Origin of the sequence: Cupriavidus numazuensis, from assembly GCF_905397435.1 — a bacterium.
GTDB lineage: Bacteria > Pseudomonadota > Gammaproteobacteria > Burkholderiales > Burkholderiaceae > Cupriavidus > Cupriavidus numazuensis.
The window spans coordinates 22,159-38,382 of the sequence record NZ_CAJPVI010000057.1 but is presented as its reverse complement, the minus strand read 5'-3'; the positions used below and the strand labels follow the sequence as shown (position 1 = coordinate 38,382).

Below are 16,224 nucleotides of genomic sequence, written 5' to 3'. Positions count from 1 at the left end.
GTCTCCCCTCAGATACGGCGCTGCACGAGCGCGCCACGGACGTCGGCAATATGCACGCCGTCCTGGTTGGTGATGCGCGTTTCCTTGACCAGGAACTCCAGCGCGCCATCCTTCTTGTCGTAGATGTCGACGATCTTCGGCTCGTAGGTCAGCACGTCGCCGGCGAATGCGGGCGTGTGGTAGACGTAGCTCTGCTCGGCGTGCAGGATGCGCTTGAGGTCCATCTTCGCCAGCTTCAGCAGGTCCATCGTGTTGAAGATGCGGCCTTCGAGGCAGGAGAAGAAAGTCGGCGGCACGCGCACCGAGCGGAAGCCGGCCGCGAGCGCAGCCTCGGGATCGGAGACTAGCGGATCGGTGTCGCCGATGGCCTTCGCGTAGAAGCACACGGCGCCTTCTTCCACCACGACACTGCGCTTGCCAAGGCTGTGGCCAATCAGGTTTCTGTCGAGCATGATGTTCCAGTCCTCAAACTTCAGTTCTTGCCGTACAGCGTCACCACGCAGGCACCGCCGAGGCCGAGGTTGTGCTGCAGCGCCAGTTTCGCGCCTTCGACCTGCCGCTTGTCGGCCGTGCCGCGAAGCTGGTTAGTCAGCTCGTAGCACTGCGCCAGGCCTGTCGCGCCCAGCGGATGGCCCTTCGACAGCAGGCCGCCCGACGGATTCGTCACGACCTTGCCGCCAAAGGTATTGCCGCCATCCATGATGAACTTCTCGGCCTCGCCTTCGGCGCAGAAGCCCAGTCCCTCGTAGGTCAGCAATTCGTTGTGGGCGAAGCAGTCGTGCAGCTCGCACACCTTGATGTCCTCGGGGCCGACGCCGGCCTTCTCATAGACTTCCTTCGCGGCGGCGCGCGTCATGTAGGCGCCCACGTACGAGATCAGCGACGGCGGGTCGAACGACTCGACCGGGTCGGTCGTCATCGACTGCGCCAGGATCTGCACGTCCGCGCGGATGTTGTGCTTCTTCGCGAAGCGTTCCGACACGATCAGCGCGGCGGCCGCGCCGCACGTCGGCGGGCAGGCCATCAGGCGCGTCATCACGCCCGGCCACACGACCTTGTCGTTCATCACGTCATCTGCGCTCACCACATTCTTGAACAGTGCCAACGGGTTGTTCGCCGCATGGCGGCTTGCCTTGGCGCGGATCTCCGCAAACGCGCGCATGCTGGTTCCGTACTTCTGCATGTGCTCACGCCCCGCGCCGCCAAAGCCGCGCAGCGCCTGCGGCACGCCCATTTCCACCGCATCGGCCGTCAGCCCGTTGAGGATAGGCAGGAACCGTGCGCGCGGCGGCGGACGGTCATCCCAGTGCGCCTTCAGCGCGCCGGCCTGCATCTGCTCGAAACCGAGCGCCAGCACGCAGTCGGCAGCGCCGGTCTCGACGGCCTTGCGTGCGAGCCACAGCGCGGTAGAGCCGGTCGAGCAGTTGTTGTTGACATTGACTACCGGGATGCCGGTCATGCCGACTTCGTATAGCGCGGTCTGGCCCGACGTGGAGTCGCCGTACACGTAGCCGACGTAGGCTTCCTGGATCAGCTCGTAGCCGATGCCGGCATCCTTCAGCGCCAGGCGCACGGCGTCGGCGCCCATATCGGTGTAGCTCGGGCTCTGGCCCGGCTTGCTGAAGGGGATCATGCCGACGCCGCCGACGATGACTTTCTCGCTCATGTTCTGTCTCTCTTTGCTTCGGTGAATGGTCAGAGCTGGCGCGCGATCAGCTCGCGCTGCACTTCGTTGGTACCGCCGGCGATCCGGCTCACGCGGTAGTCCGTAAACGCACGCGCAATGGGGTACTCCAGCATGTAGCCGTAGCCACCGTGGAGCTGCACCATGTCGTCAATGGCCTTCCACAGCGTCTCGCTGGCATGCAGCTTGGCGATGGCCGCCTCCTGGACGGTCAGGCGGCGCCTCATGTTCTCGCCGATGTAGTAGTCGACCAGCGTGCGCAGCGCGACCGACTGCGCCTTGATGTCTGCCAGCTTGAACTTGCTGTTCTGAAAATCCCACACGGTGCCGCCGAACGCCTTGCGTTCCTTGACGTACTCGACGGTGATGCCAAGCAGGCGCTCGAGCGCGGTCGCGGCGTAGACGGCGATCAGCAGGCGCTCCTGCGCCAGCTCTTCCATCAGGTAGCCAAAGCCCTTGTTCTCTTCGCCGAGCAGGTTCGTTGCGGGCACGCGCACGTTGTCGAAGAACAGTTCCGCGGTATCGGCGGCGGGCTGGCCCACCTTCTCGAGCTTGCGGCCGCGCCGGAATCCTTCCCGGCTGGTCTCGACCATGATCAGGCTGACGCCGCGTGCGCCGGCGGCCGGGTCGGTCTTGCAGACCACCATCACCATGTCGGCACTCATGCCGTTGGAGATGAACGTCTTGCTGCCGTTGATGACCCACTCGTCGCCATCGCGCACGGCGGTGGTGCGACAGGCCTTGACGTCGGAACCGCCACCGGGCTCGGTAATGGCCACCGCCAGGATGGTCTCGCCCGCGCAGATGCCGGGCAGCCACTTCCGTTTCTGTTCTTCCGTGCCGAGACGCACAACGTACGGCGCAACGATGTCCGAATGCAGGCCGAACCCGACGCCGGACAGCCCGGCACCATGCATCTCTTCGCAGATCACCGCCGCGTGGCCGAAGTCGCCGCCGCCACCGCCGTATTCGGTCGGTATCGTGACGCAGAGCAAGCCCTCGCGGCCCGCCTTCAGCCAGCTTTCACGGTCGACGCGGCCGGCCTGGTTCCAGGCCTCCTGGCGCGGCACGCACTCGCGCACGAAGAAGCGCCGCGCGGTGTCGCGCAGCATCTCGTGATCTTCCCGGAATACGGTACGGTTGACTTCCACGGTTTCCCCCAAACTCGATTTCTGGATTCGGCCGCTCCGGAATCGGTGCGGCACAACGTGAATCCATGGTATCGATGGGGCTCGCGCACCGTACTCCCTGTAATAGGGAGGGGGGTGCCTGCAGCGGCTACCGCGGCCGGCCTTGTCGTGCCCGGCAAATCACACGCCGCGGAAGACCGGCGCGCGCCGCTCCGCCATGGCGGCGACGCCTTCCCGGAAGTCTTCCATCACGAACTGCCAGCCCTGCTCCGTCGCTTCGCGCTCCGTGGCACGTTCGACTTCATCAGCCAACCCGCGCCGCAACGTTTCACGCACCGACATGACGGAGCGCGGTGCCGATGCAGCGATCTCCGCAGCGAGCTGCTGCGCTGCGCTGCGCACTTCGGCCTGCGGCACCAGCACGTCGGCCAGGCCGATGCGCACGGCCTCAGTGCCGCTCACACGGCGGCCGGTATAGAACAGCAGTGCGGCCTGCTGCGGGCCGACAAGGCGCGGCAGCGTGGCAGTGAGGCCGAACCCCGGGTGCGTGCCGAGGCGCGCGAAGTTGGCGCTGAAGCGGGCTTCATCGCAGGTCACGCGGAAATCCGCGGCCAGCGCCAGTCCAAGGCCACCGCCAATGGCCGCGCCATGCACTGCGGCCACGACCGGCTTGCCGGTGCGGAAAAGCCGCAGCCCCGCTTTGTACAGACGGCTGCCGTCGCGGCCCGAGGTACCGCCCGCGCGCGCGCTGAAGTCGGCGCCGGCGCAGAAGGCCTTGCCGTCGGCTGCCAGCACAATGGCGCGGCAGGCCGGGTCGCGATCGAGCGTCTCGAACACGTCGGCCAGCGCGGTGATCAGGTCGAGGTCGAAGAAGTTGTTGGGCGGGCGGCGGATTTCTACCGTGGCAACGAACTGGTCGATCTGCACGTGAAGGTCATCGGTCTGCTGCATGAGTGGTCTCTATTTTCAGGTGTGAGGATCTGCGCCGCATACGGCGGGCGCTGCGCGGGTGCGGGGCGGTATTCATTGACGCCTGCCGCGGCGGCCAGGCCAGCATTTCGAGTATCGATCGCTGCGGCAACACCGCGGGGCATCTGGCTACGTCTTCACGCGGGACGGGTCATGAGTCCTCAGCGGTAATGTCAGCCCATAGCGCATCGCCGCCATGGGTGATGGCTTCGCGGCCCAACTGCTCTGCCCAGTCGCCGTCGCTGCCATACTCCGCACGCCAGCTCCACAGACGGCGCGTGCCGTAGTGCAGCGAATGCTCGTAGGTGAAGCCGATCGCCCCGTGCACCTGGTGCGCCACCGCTGCCGCCACGCTCGCGGCCTGCCCGCAGATCACCTTGGCAATCATCGCCTGCCGTTCCCACGCTGCGCTGCCCATGGCCGCACAAGCCGTCGCCACCGCCATGCGCGCGGCCACGACATGGTCGGCCATTTGCGCGAGCTGCTGCTGAATCGCCTGGAATTTGCCGATCGGCCTGCCGAACTGCGTGCGTTCATTGGCGTACTGCACGGCCTGGTTCAGCACGCGCTCCATCACCCCGGCCATCTGGATCGACTGCTGCAGCGCGCCGAGCAGCTTGGGATTGCCCGACATACCTTGCGCCGCGGACACAGCACGCACGCCGTCGAAGGCGAGCGAGTCGCGGGGTTGCGCGGCGGCGTTCGTTGCCTGCGTCACCGTCGCTCCGGCAGCTGGCATCAGCAGCCAGAGTGTGTCCTCCTCCTGCTGCACCGGCACCAGCGCATGCGTGAGCGCACGGCCCCAAGGCGCGGCCACGGTGCCGTTGAAGCGCCAGCCGTCACCGTCGCGCACGACGCGCGCCTCGTCCTGCGGCAACGCCAGCGCAAGCGGGCCCTCGGGCATGTCCAGGCCCAGGCGCGCCAGCACCGCGCCGGCCACGGCGGTTTCGACGAACGGCACCGGGGCGAGATGCTTGCTCGCGGCCAGCAGCACCGGCAGCGCCTCGCTCCATGTTGCGCCGGCACCGCCCTGCTCTTCCGGTGCGAATACGCGTGTCAGGCCGTTGTCTTCCAGGCAGGCCCAGAGTTCGGCCGGCCACTCGCCGTTTTCCGCCGCCTCGACCAGGGCCAGCGTGGCCTCATTGGGAAAAATCCTGCCGGCAGTCTCTGCCAGCATTTGCTCAAGTTCGCTCATCGCAGTCCCAGTCCCTTTGCCGTAATGCCCCGAAGGATTTCGCGCGTGCCGCCACGTATCGAGAAGCACGTCGCCGCCTGTGTCAGGAACGACTGCGCCTGCTCGAACGTGTCACCGTCCGGACGCAGCTCGGCGCCGAACAACGCATGCGCCAGCTCCGGCATGCGCTGCTCGTGCACTGCGCCGAAGTCCTTGACGATCGACGTCGCCAGGCGCGGGTCCTCGCCCTCGTTGAGCATCTGGCCAATGCCGCGTGACATCGCGCGCAGGTTGGCCAGTTCGGCCACGGCACGGCCGAGTTCCACCGCGTGCAGGCGGTCGCCCGCGCTGGCGCGGTCCAGCATCTCGCAGAGCAGCGGCACGCCGCTGAGGTACCGGTCCGGGCCGCTGCGCTCGAACGTCAGTTCGGTCGTGACCTGCTTCCAGCCGTCGCCTTCGTTGCCGATCAGGTGTTCGTCGGGCACGAACACGTTCTCGAACACAACTTCTGCAAAATCGCGGCGGCCCATCATGTTGCGGATCGGACGTACCGTCAGGCCCTTGCTCTTCATGTCGACCAGGAATTGCGACATGCCGGTGTGGCGGTTCTCCAGTCCCGTGGTCGTGCGCACCAGCGCGCTCATGTAATGCGCGCGGAATGCGTGCGACGTCCACAGCTTGGCGCCGTTGATGAGCCAGCCGCCATCGGTCTTGTCGGCGCGCGTGCGGATCGACGCGAGGTCCGAGCCCGAATCGGGCTCGCTCAGGCCGATGCAGAAGGTCAGTTCGCCCTTTGCGATGCGCGGGACGATCTCCTGGCAAATGGCCTCGCTGGCATAGCGCATCAGCAACGGGCCGCACTGCCGCTCGGCGACCCAGTGCGCGCTGACAGGCGCACCGGCCGCCAGCAACTCTTCCAGCACGACGAAGCGCTCCAGTTGCGAGCGCTCGGCGCCGCCGTAGCGCTTCGGCCACGTCATGCCGAGCCACCCTGCCTCGCCGAGCATGCGCGAGAACGCCGGGCTGTATTCGCTCCAGTAGCGCACCTTGCGCGGTGGCAGGCTCGCCAGCGCCTCTGTCAGGAAGCCGCGGAACTCGCGGCGCAGCCTGTTCTGCTCCGGCTTGCTCGTGGCGGGCCGGATGACGATACTCTGGGCAATATCCATGTCTTTGGATCTCTTCAGATAATCAGTTTGTGCCGGCATTCAACGCAGCGGCGGCCTTCCGGAAGCGCACGGCTTCGCCGGCGAACATCGTGGCGGCTTCCTTGCCTGTCAGGGCGATCACTTCGCCCGAGGCGCTGCGCTTGAGCGAGTAGTCGCGGAACTCAGGCGCCTTCAGGATCGTGTCCAGTTCCGCTTCGAGGCGGCGCACTGCAGGCTCGGGCGTCTGGCTGCGCACGGCCAGCGCGATCGAGATGTACAGGTCGAAATCGGGAAAGCCGGACTCCCGCACCGTCGGCACGCCAGGCATGTCAGGCACGCGGGCCACCGTGGCCGCCGCCAGCGGGCGAAGCTGCCCCGCCCTGATCAGCGGCAGTGCGGCGCCCAGATCCACAAGGGCCACATCCACGGCACCGCCGATCACATCGGCAGTGGCCTGCGAGACGCCCTTGTAGCTGATCTGGTTGAATTTCGGCCCGCCCTGCATGGCCAGCATTGCGGCACCGACGCGATAGGTGTTGCCATAGATGGCCAGGCTGACCGACCCCGGCGCCTTGCGCGACGCATCGACAAGCTGCGTGAACGCCGTGAAGCGGGATTTCGGGCTGGTCACAAACACGGCGGGGCCACGCGTCATGACCGCAATCACGCGAAAGTCGGCCGGATCGTACTTGGCAGACGGCGTCAGCAACGGCACGGTGACGAGCGACGGGCTCACCAGCAGAATGGTGTAGCCGTCAGCGGGCGTGGTCAGTACGTACTGGGTCGCGAGATACGTGTCGGCGCCAGGCTTGTTCTCGACCACCACCGGCTGGCCCAGCGCGGCCGACAGCTTGTCGGCCACATAGCGCAGCGTCTGGTCGCCGCCGCTGCCGGGGGAAATCGGCGTGACGGCACGCAGCGGGCGGGTCGGAAAATCGCTGGCGACGGCCACATGGGCGTGGGCCAGCAGCAGCGGCGCAGCCAGTGCGCTGGCGAGCCGGCGCTTCCACGGCGCGGTCCGGCGCCAGCCGGGCGCGCGGCGCGAAAGGTGCAAATTGTCGATGTCCATCTTTGTCTCCGTATTCGTTGTGATTGATGAAGATGGCCAATTGATGAGGCGGGAACCTACGGCCGCTGCAGCACCGACTGCCAGCGGCCCACCTCCGCTTCCGGCAACCATTTGGACAACGCGTCGGCGAAGGTCTCCGGCGATGCTTCGGTCGGTACGCGCGGCACCGCGTTGGGCGTGCGCGAAAAGCGCGGCGCCGGCATCGGCTGCATCACCCCTTCGACTTCGACAAAGCTGCCGCGCGCCTTGAGGTGCGGATGCTGCGGCGCCTCGGCCATGTTCAGCACCGGCGCGAAGCACACATCCGTGCCCTCCAGCAGCGCGCACCATTCATCGCGCGTGCGCGTCTTGAACGCCGCCGTGAATGCCTCGCGCAGGCGCGGCCAGTTGGCGCGATCGAGATGGCGGCCGAACGATTCGGGCGACAGGTCGAGTCGTTCCAGCAAGTCCTGGTGGAAGCGCGCCTCGAGCGGGCCGATCGAGATCAGCTTGCCGTCCTTGCACGCGTAGACGTCGTAGAACGGCGCGCCCGAGTCCAGGATGTTGGTGCCGCGCTCGAGCTTCCACATGCCGGCCGCCACCGATCCGTAGAAAGAGGTCGCCAGGTTGGCCGCGCCTTCGGCGATGGAAGCGTCCACCACCTGGCCCTTGCCGGAGTCGCGTGCCTCGTACAGTGCGGCGAGGATGCCGGCGACCAGGAACATCGCGCCGCCGGCCATGTCGCCGAGCAGCGCGAGCGGGATCGCGGGCGGCTCGTCCTTGCGGCCGATGGCGTCGAGCACGCCGGTGATCGAGATGTAGTTGATGTCGTGCCCGGCCGCCTGGGCAAGCGGACCGTCCTGGCCCCAGCCGGTCATGCGACCGTACACCAGCCGCGGGTTGCGTGCGAGGCAATCTTCCGGGCCCAGGCCGAGGCGCTCCGTGACGCCGGGGCGGAAGCCCTCGATCAGCACGTCAGCCTGCTCGACAAGGTCGAGCACGAGGCGGATCGCCTCGGGATCTTTCAGATCCAGCGCAATGTTGTCGCGGCTGCGGCGCAAAAGCTGATACTTGAGCGCGCCCTTCGGCGTGCCCAGGTCGGCGGCCACGGTGCGGTCGATACGCAGTACCGTCGCCCCCATGCCGGCCAGCACCGTACCCGCCATCGGGCCCGGGCCGATACCGGCCAGTTCAATGATCTTCAGGTTGGAAAGGGGTCCCATCTGCTTGTCTCCTGCTTCGGATTCCATGGTTATTCGATCGTGATGCCCGTCGACGCGATCAGCCGCTTCCAGCGCGCGATCTCGTCGAGTTGAAAGCGGCGCATTGCCGCGGCGTCGCCATACAGCGGCTCGCTGCCGAGCTGCGCGAGGCCACGCAGCACCTCGGGCTTGCGCGCGGCCTCGCGAAAGATCGCCTCAAGCCTGCTCACAATGGGCCCGGGCGTGCCAGCCCGCACCGCGACAGCGCTCCACGCAAGCGCCTGATAGCCGGTCAGGCCAGACTCGGCAGCGGTCGGCACGTCGGGAAGTTGCGCGTGGCGCGTCTTACCCGTATAGAGCAGTGCGCGCAGGCGATTCCCCTTGACGAGCGGAAGCGCTGTGCCAGTGCCGATGATTGCGTAATCCACCTGGCCGCTCATGGCGGCGTTGGCCGCTTCGCCGGAGCCCTTGTAGAAAATATTCGTCGTCTTGATGCGCGCAATATCGTCGAGCCACCCGTTCCACAGCGCATAGGTGGGAGAACCCGCGGCATGGTTCAGCGCGCCTGGCCGCTTGCGGGCATCGGCCAACAGGTCGGCCAGCGTGCGGTACGGCGAGGACGCAGGCACCGCTACGACGCAATAGCTGCCGTCAAGCAGTGACACAGGCTCCAGATCGCGCACCGGATCATAGGGAAGATCCCGGTACAGCGCGGCGTTGGTCGTCAGCGTCGAATTGCTGGCGAAGAACACGGTGTAGCCATCCGCCTCGCTACCGAGCACGGCCTTGGCGCCGATGATGCCGTTTGCACCGGCCTTGTTGTCGACCACGACCGGCTGGCCACTGACATCGCCCACGGCTTTCGCGTAGATCCTTGCAACGATATCGGTACCGCTGCCCGCGCCGAACGGCACCACGAAGCGGATGGGGCGTACCGGAAAGCCCTTGTCCTGCGCGCGTGCAGCCTGCGGCGCCAGGCCGGCCAGCGGTGCGAGGACGGCACTGGCGCCACCCACCAGCAAGCGCCGCCTGGCACGTTGTATCGCATCGTTCATGCGTGTCTCCTTGTCTCTGTGTTCTGGCTTTCCGGCTTATTCGCCGGGCCTTCCCTGGCCTGGTTCGTTGCCACGCCCTCCGGGAATTGCCAGCCCGACTTCCGCCAGCACCTCGGCGGTGTGCTGCCCGAGCACCGGCGCGGGGCGGCGCAACGATGCGGGCGTGACACTGAAGCGCACCGGCGGACGAATCTCGCGAATGCGGCCCTCGGTCGGGTGCTCGGTGTCGCGGAAGAGGCCGACCGCTGCAAGGTGCGGGTGGTCCAGCACGGATTCGAGGCTGAAGATCTCGCCGGCAGCGATATCCAGCGACTCGCAGATGGCCAGCAATTCAGCAGTGGTCATCTGTTTGCTGATTTCCTCGAGATGGCCGTTCAGCGCCTTGCGATGGGCCATCTGATCGGCGCGCGTGGCGAGCCCATACCGCGCGACGAGTTCTGCGCGGCCACAGGCTTCAAGCAGCCGCCGCCAATGCTCTGGCGTGTACGGAAGGATGCAGACCCATCCGTCCCGTGTCGGCACCGGGCTGCGGCCCTCCAGCAGGCGCGCATAGCCCACTGGCTCGGTCGAACCATGGAAGGTCAGACCGCCGAGGTGTTCGGTCATCACGAAGGCCGCCATGGTTTCCAGCATCGGCACCTCGACGTACTGGCCGGTGCCCGTGCGCGCCAGGCAAGCCAGTGCAGCCATCACGGCATTGGCGAGCACCAGCCCGGTCACCTTGTCGGCGATCGCCGTGCGCATGTAGGGCGGCCCTTGCCCGCAGGCGTTGAGGTCGACCAGCCCGCAGGCGCCCTGGATGATGTCGTCGAAGGCCGGCTTCGCGCGATGTGGCCCGTCCTGTCCGTAGCCGATCGCCGCGCAGTAGACGATGTCAGGCTTGATCGCGGCAACGGCCTCGTAGCCGAAGCCGAGACGCTCGATGGCCTCGATGCGAATGTTGTGGAGGAACACATCCGCCGTCTCCACCAGCTTGCGCAGCGCGGCGCGGCCTTCGCCGGTCTTCAGGTCGAGCACGACCGAGCGCTTGTTGCGGTTGGCCGCAAGGAAGATGGACCCCATGCCCGGACGCGGCACCACGCCATTGCCGCGCATCACGTCGCCCTCGGGCGATTCGATCTTGATGACGTCGGCGCCGTAGTCGCCAAGGATCTGCGTCGCCACGGGGCCAAGCAGGACACCCGAGAGGTCAAGCACCCGGATGCCGGAAAGCGGGCCAGGCTTTACCTGTGCAGCATGGTCATCGATCTTCGCTTGTTCGTGATGCATGGTGTCTGTCCGCTTCGTGATGTTTTGCCTTGTCGGCGAGTATTGACCACCGCCATACCCATTGCTAGATTCGTGTTTCGATATTCGAAACAGTCAGCGTCATGCCAGTTGAAGACTCGCCCTCCACGCGCCGCCTGACGCGCGAAAGCGGCACATTCACACGCACCACCGCAGGCAGCCAGACGCTCGAACGCGGCCTGGTCGTGTTGCGTGCCTTCCTGACCGGGGCCCCCGTGTTGACCAACGCGGAACTGGCGGCGCGCACGGGCTTGCCGCGGCCAACGGTAAGCCGGCTCACGCACTCGCTGGTGGCGGCGCAGTTCCTCGAGTACGAGCACGGTTCGGAGGGCTACCGGCTTTCAGCGGTATGCCTGAGTTTCGCGAATACGTTCCGCCTGAGCCGCACCGATATCAACGAAGTGCGGCCGCTGATGCGCAAGGTCGCCGTCGGCGAGCGCGTCAACGCAGGACTCGCGACAGCGGATGATCTGTCGATGATCTATCTCGAGACGTTGCGCGAAGGCCGGTCACGGCAGTGGATCACACCCGGCGCCCGCATTCCGATGGAAGCCTGCTCGCCAGGGCATGCCTACCTCGCGGCCCTGCCGGGACCTGAACGCAAGCGCGTGCTGGCATCTCTGGCCGCACGGTGCGCGGGGACCTGGGCCGGCTACAGGGCATCGATCGCGGAGTCGGCGGCAATGATTGCCAGCGAGGGGTATTGCCGCTACACCGCCAGGCTCGGCGTCGAGGGTATTGCATGTCCCGTGCCGGGGCCCGACGGCATGATCTACGCGCTCAACCTCAGCTTCTCCGCCGAGGACGGCAAGTACGATGCGCTCGTGAAGCGCGTCGCGCCGGTACTGCTGCAATTGCGCGATGACATACAGCGGACGTGGGCCGCATTTTCCACCACGTAGGCGTGTCGTCACGGTCCGGCACGGCGCGTGCCGGATTCCGCATGATTCGCCGCCTTAGCGCCAGAGATGACGGCCGAAGAACGTCAGCGTCCGGTCCCATGCGAGCTGCGCCCAGGCGGGGTCATATTGCGTGCCCGCGATGCGGCCATCGCCCACGGCATCCTCATTGGCGAATGCGTGATGCGCGAGGTAGCGGTGGAAGGTCGCATCCACGCCGCCGCCACGGAGTTTCTCTTCCAGCTTGCCGGCGCCTTCGACCGGGAAGAAGGCATCCTGCGTCGCCCAGTGGCCGAGCACCGGCACACGGATGCGCGCCGGGTCGATCGCTTCGAGCGGCGGCATGCCGTACCACGTCACACCTGCGGCGAGTTCGGGAATGGCGTTCAGCGACAGCAGCGTCAGCGCACCGCCCATGCAGAAGCCCGTCACGCCAATGCGGTTCGCGCTTGCGCCGAGGTACTGCACCGCACCCCGGATGTCCTGCGTCACGGCATCGGCAAAGTCGAGCCCGCTCATGAGGTGGTGGGCTTCCTCCTGCTCCACCGTGCTGGCGCCACGATAGAGATCGGGAACGAGCGCAAGGTAGCCAGCGCGCGCCAGGCGGTCCGCCACGCCCTTGATCTGGTCATTGAGACCCCACCATTCCTGTATGACGACGACGGCCGGTGCGCCGGCAGCGACGTCGGGGCTGGCGAGATAGCCGTTGACGGCCTTGCCGTCCGGACGGTTGAACGAAACGGATTGTCCAATGTGTCGCATGAGCGCGCTCCCTGGATTCAGTAGTTGACATGTAAGGCGCGCCTGAGCGCGCCGCATCTGGCGTACGCCGACTTCTGGAGTGCATCTCGGCAAGCTTCCGAAGAGCGGCGTGACGTGCGCAGCATCGTGCTGTCACGAGTCAGCCGACGAGCGTACGTGATCTTAGACCGCCAACACGTCGTCCGGAACCGGCAAAAAGGGGGGCCGGCTCCCACATCGATGACGGAGAACACAACGCAGAGATCCAACGCAACGCCTCGCATCTTCCGCGGCTGTCTTCAGCCCTGTCCGCTGCGCGCTTGCCCCGGCCGCGCATCACGCCCCCGCATGCTCCAGCAGCGCCGCGAGCCGCAACAAGGCCGGCCCATGGCGCGCAGCAAGAACGTCCAGCGGCTCGGTCGCGAGCGGAATGGCAAAGCTCACCACGCAGCCCGGCAATTGCCGGCTGTGCACCGGCGCCGACATGCCCACCGGCGAATCCTTGCGGTGGACAATGCAGAAGCCGTGCATCGCAACGGCATGCACCGCCGCCTCTGCCTCCACGCGCATGTCATCCCATGCGCTGCCGTGGCGCGCGGCGAGCAGAGCGAACTGGCGCTCGCGCTCATCCGCCGGCAGCCCGCCCAGCCACGCCCAACCGGCCGACGTCGTGCCGAACGGCAAGCGCATGCCTGGCTCAACCACGCGCCCCACGCGGGTCGGGCTGCCGCGCTCGAATGCCACGACGACCATGTCCGTGACATCCGCCACGGCCAGGCCTGCGTTCACGCGCTCGGCCTGCGCAACCTCTGCCAGCATGGCGGGTGCCATGTCCAGCAGCGGCACCTGCTGCCGGAACACCAGCCCCAGGCTCATCGCCACCGCGGTCAGGCGGTAGGTCTGCTGCGCAATGTCGTAGTGAAGAAAGCCGTTTTCGACCAGCGTGCGCGTGAGCCGGCTGACCGTCGGCCGGGCAAGCCCGGTACGGTCGGCCAGCTCGGCATTGGTCAGCGCGGCCGTGCCATTGCGGAACGTGCGCAGCAGTTGCAGGCCGCGCGCCAGCGAGCGGCTGCCAGGTGTACTGCGCACGAAGCGTCCCGACTCGCGAGACAGCCGGCGCGTCGACGGCGCGTCCTCATCATCGTCGTTGTGCATGGCCGTCCCCTGCTGCAGCGTCAGCCCGTGACCGACTTGTGCTCGAGGAACTCGGCCAGGCCGTAGACGCCCAGTTCACGGCCATTGCCCGAGCGCTTGTAGCCGCCGAACGGCGCGGCGGGATCGGTCTGGGCGCCATTGATGCGCACCGAACCGGCGCGCAGCTTGCCCGCCACGCGGCGCGCACGCGCGGCGTCCTTCGACCAGACGTAGGCCGCCAGGCCGTATTCCGTGTCATTGGCGATGGCAATGGCGTGTGCCTCGTCGTCGTAGGGAATCATGGTCAGCACCGGCCCGAAGATTTCCTCGCGCGCTACCGTCGCGTCGTTGCTGGCGTTCGCGAAGATAGTCGGGCGCACGAAGTAGCCCTTGTCGATGCCTTCGGGACGGCCCACGCCGCCGGCCACCACCTGCGTGCCTTCTTCGATACCAAGACCGATCATATGCTGCACACGCTCGAACTGCGCGCGGTTGGCCATCGAGCCGACCTTGTTCTCGTCCTGCGACGGGTCGCCCACCTTGAGCGAGCCCGCCACCGCGACCGCGATGGCCACCGCCTGGTCGTGCAGGTGGCGCGGCACCAGCATCCGCGTGGGCGCCACGCAGGTCTGACCCGAGTTGATCATGCAGCCGATAACGCCGTCGGTCACCGCAGCCTTGAGATCCGCGTCGTCCAGGATCACGTTGGGCGACTTGCCGCCCAGCTCCAGCAGCACGCGTTTCACGGTGGCGGCCGCGGCGGCCGAGACCGCTGCGCCAGCGCGGGTCGAGCCGGTCAGCGAGATCACATCCACTTCGGGATGTGCAGACAGCGACGCGCCGACATCCGGGCCGAGACCGTAGATCATGTTGAACACGCCGGCCGGCACGCCGGCGTCATGCATGACTTCGGCAATGATGCGCGCATCGAGCGGCGCCAGCTCCGACGGCTTGAGCACCACCGTGCAGCCGGCCGCGAGCGCATAGCCCACCTTCCCCATGACCGTGCCGGCCGGCCAGTTCCACGGTGTCACAAGCGCCGCCACGCCGATGGCCTCGCTCACCACCTCGCTCTGGCCCATCTTGCGCACGAACTCCATGTCCTTGAGCGCCACGATGGCGGATTCGAGCAGCATCAGCCCGAGCGGCGCCTGGCGTGCCTTGCACAGCCACATCGGTGCACCGATCTCCTCGTGGATAGCGGTAGCGATATCGTCGATGCGCGCCTTGTAGGCCTCGGCCACGCGTGCGAGCAATGCGAGGCGCTCCTCGCGGCTCGTGGCGGACCAGGCAGGAAAGGCTGCGCGTGCGGCACCCACGGCGCGGTCCACGTCAGCGGCCGTGCCGAGCGCGAGCTTGCCGATCACGGCCTCGGTGGCCGGGTTGACGATATCGGCCTTGGCGGCGCCGCGGGCGGGCGCCTGCCAGGCGCCGTCGATATAGAACTCGCTGAGATTGTGCATGTCCTGAACCTTGTCTCCGTTGTCGTGGACCGGCGCCGCTCCATGACTGGCGCGCCGGGCGGATCGCGGCACTGCTGCGCACGTGCCGGTTCCGGGCACAGCATGGCGCCGCGCGGGCCCGCGCACCCCCACCCGCTGCAGGGGGGCACGCTTGCCGGGCCACCCATACCGCACGCGGCCGCACAGGATTTCATTGCACGAAATTCGTGCCTTGTTCCACGGCGTGCCGGCGGCCACCATGCACGTGCAACGGCCATCGAGCCATGCCATCCAACCAAGAGGAGACAACATGCAAGCTGCCGCCACGCTGGCCCCGGTATCCCTGGGCGCCGACACGCCCGAAGTGGAATCCTGGCCATTCTCGGTCGAACTTGCCACGCCGACCATCGGCGCAGAGATCGGCAACATCCATCTCGCCGATATCGACGAGCCGACGGTGCAGGCCCTCCGCCGCGCGCTGCAGAAATACAAGGTCCTGTTCTTCCGCGACCAGGACATCACGCCCGCGCAGCATGTCGCGCTGGCGCGCCGCTTCGGCGACCTGGAAGTCCATCCATCGATCCAGCACCATCCGGACCATCCCGAGCTGGTCGTCTTCGGGCACGACGGCAACTCGCGCGGCCGGGAGAACGTCTGGCATTCCGATGTGTCGTGGCGCGAGGTGCCGTCGATGGGATCGATCCTGCGCTGCGTGGACTGCCCCAAGGTCGGCGGCGATACGCTGTGGGTCAACATGGTGGCCGCCTACGAAAACCTGCCCGAGGCCGTGAAGGATCGCATTGCCCCCATGCAGGCGGTGCACGACGGCTTCCCCGTGTTCGGCATCCGGCTGTCGCCGGAACTCGCCCGGAACTGGCAGCGCGACTTCCCCGCGCAGGTGCATCCGGTCGTGCGCACGCATCCTGAAACCGGCGAGAAGATCCTGTTCGTCAACGAAGGCTGGACCACGCACCTGGCGAACTACCTCCAGCTCGAGCCGTACCGCGTGGGGTCGGATGCCCGCTTCGGCGAACTCGACCTGCTGGCCTACCTGTACCGCCAGGCCAGCCAGCCGGAATACCAGGTGCGCCTGAAGTGGCGCCCCAACACCATCGCGTTCTGGGACAACCGCGCCACGCAGCATTACGCCGTGTCGGACTACTTCCCGGCCGTGCGCCATATGCAACGCGCGACGATCATCGGCGACAGGCCGCGCTGACGCGGGGACGCCGGGACGCAAGGCCCGGCTGCCGCCAGTGGCCCTCCCCGCCCAAACCCAACGGGCGGACCCGCGGGACCCTATCGATGCCCGGA

15 protein-coding genes are annotated in these 16,224 nt (G+C 67.1%); 2 read left to right on the top strand and 13 right to left on the bottom strand.

Annotated elements, in window-relative coordinates:
• Positions 1 to 8: 8 nt before the first annotated feature.
• The 10 genes from KHO41_RS32900 to KHO41_RS32855 form a co-directional block, all read right to left on the bottom strand.
• Positions 9 to 452, bottom strand: a complete 444-nt coding sequence (locus KHO41_RS32900; protein ID WP_211957426.1) for a MaoC family dehydratase N-terminal domain-containing protein — start codon at positions 450 to 452, stop codon at positions 9 to 11.
• 20 nt (positions 453 to 472) lie between these two features.
• Complete coding sequence (locus KHO41_RS32895; RefSeq protein ID WP_211957425.1) at positions 473 to 1,666, bottom strand: lipid-transfer protein; 1,194 nt, start codon at positions 1,664 to 1,666, stop codon at positions 473 to 475.
• Between the two features lie 29 nt (positions 1,667 to 1,695).
• Positions 1,696 to 2,835, bottom strand: a complete 1,140-nt coding sequence (locus KHO41_RS32890) for an acyl-CoA dehydrogenase family protein (RefSeq protein WP_211957424.1) — start codon at positions 2,833 to 2,835, stop codon at positions 1,696 to 1,698.
• Between the two features lie 159 nt (positions 2,836 to 2,994).
• Complete coding sequence (locus KHO41_RS32885) at positions 2,995 to 3,765, bottom strand: enoyl-CoA hydratase/isomerase family protein (RefSeq protein WP_211957423.1); 771 nt, start codon at positions 3,763 to 3,765, stop codon at positions 2,995 to 2,997.
• Between the two features lie 169 nt (positions 3,766 to 3,934).
• Positions 3,935 to 4,978, bottom strand: a complete 1,044-nt coding sequence (locus tag KHO41_RS32880; protein WP_211957422.1) for an acyl-CoA dehydrogenase family protein — start codon at positions 4,976 to 4,978, stop codon at positions 3,935 to 3,937.
• Positions 4,975 to 6,123: an acyl-CoA dehydrogenase family protein gene (locus tag KHO41_RS32875; RefSeq protein ID WP_211957421.1), complete on the bottom strand. Its 1,149-nt coding sequence runs from the start codon at positions 6,121 to 6,123 to the stop codon at positions 4,975 to 4,977. Before KHO41_RS32875 ends, KHO41_RS32880 begins: the two co-directional genes overlap by 4 nt.
• Before the next feature lie 22 nt (positions 6,124 to 6,145).
• Positions 6,146 to 7,171, bottom strand: a complete 1,026-nt coding sequence (locus KHO41_RS32870) for a tripartite tricarboxylate transporter substrate binding protein (protein ID WP_211957420.1) — start codon at positions 7,169 to 7,171, stop codon at positions 6,146 to 6,148.
• A gap of 56 nt (positions 7,172 to 7,227) precedes the next feature.
• A complete protein-coding gene (locus KHO41_RS32865) occupies positions 7,228 to 8,373 on the bottom strand; it encodes a CaiB/BaiF CoA transferase family protein (protein ID WP_211957419.1) in 1,146 nt (381 codons plus the stop codon).
• Between the two features lie 29 nt (positions 8,374 to 8,402).
• The gene (locus KHO41_RS32860; protein WP_211957418.1) at positions 8,403 to 9,407 is read right to left on the bottom strand and encodes a Bug family tripartite tricarboxylate transporter substrate binding protein; all 1,005 of its coding nucleotides are present in this window, start codon (positions 9,405 to 9,407) and stop codon (positions 8,403 to 8,405) included.
• Between the two features lie 36 nt (positions 9,408 to 9,443).
• Positions 9,444 to 10,676: a CaiB/BaiF CoA transferase family protein gene (locus KHO41_RS32855; RefSeq protein ID WP_211957417.1), complete on the bottom strand. Its 1,233-nt coding sequence runs from the start codon at positions 10,674 to 10,676 to the stop codon at positions 9,444 to 9,446.
• A gap of 101 nt (positions 10,677 to 10,777) precedes the next feature.
• Here KHO41_RS32855 and KHO41_RS32850 point away from each other — a divergent pair, with 101 nt between their 5' ends.
• Positions 10,778 to 11,596 (top strand): IclR family transcriptional regulator, encoded by an 819-nt coding sequence (locus KHO41_RS32850; RefSeq protein ID WP_211957416.1) that lies wholly within the window; start codon positions 10,778 to 10,780, stop codon positions 11,594 to 11,596.
• A gap of 54 nt (positions 11,597 to 11,650) precedes the next feature.
• Here the strand turns inward: KHO41_RS32850 and KHO41_RS32845 are convergent, their stop codons facing one another.
• The 3 genes from KHO41_RS32845 to KHO41_RS32835 all read right to left on the bottom strand — a co-directional run bounded on the left by KHO41_RS32845 (position 11,651) and on the right by KHO41_RS32835 (position 14,931).
• Positions 11,651 to 12,355 carry a dienelactone hydrolase family protein gene (locus tag KHO41_RS32845; protein ID WP_211957415.1) on the bottom strand — a complete coding sequence of 235 codons (705 nt, stop codon included), beginning with the start codon at positions 12,353 to 12,355 and terminating at the stop codon, positions 11,651 to 11,653.
• 315 nt (positions 12,356 to 12,670) lie between these two features.
• Complete coding sequence (locus tag KHO41_RS32840; RefSeq protein ID WP_211957414.1) at positions 12,671 to 13,489, bottom strand: IclR family transcriptional regulator; 819 nt, start codon at positions 13,487 to 13,489, stop codon at positions 12,671 to 12,673.
• Positions 13,490 to 13,509: 20 nt separating this feature from the next.
• Positions 13,510 to 14,931 carry an aldehyde dehydrogenase family protein gene (locus KHO41_RS32835; protein WP_211957413.1) on the bottom strand — a complete coding sequence of 474 codons (1,422 nt, stop codon included), beginning with the start codon at positions 14,929 to 14,931 and terminating at the stop codon, positions 13,510 to 13,512.
• A gap of 289 nt (positions 14,932 to 15,220) precedes the next feature.
• Between KHO41_RS32835 and KHO41_RS32830 the strand changes: the two genes are divergently transcribed.
• Positions 15,221 to 16,129 (top strand): TauD/TfdA dioxygenase family protein, encoded by a 909-nt coding sequence (locus tag KHO41_RS32830; RefSeq protein ID WP_211957412.1) that lies wholly within the window; start codon positions 15,221 to 15,223, stop codon positions 16,127 to 16,129.
• Positions 16,130 to 16,224 lie beyond the last annotated feature (95 nt).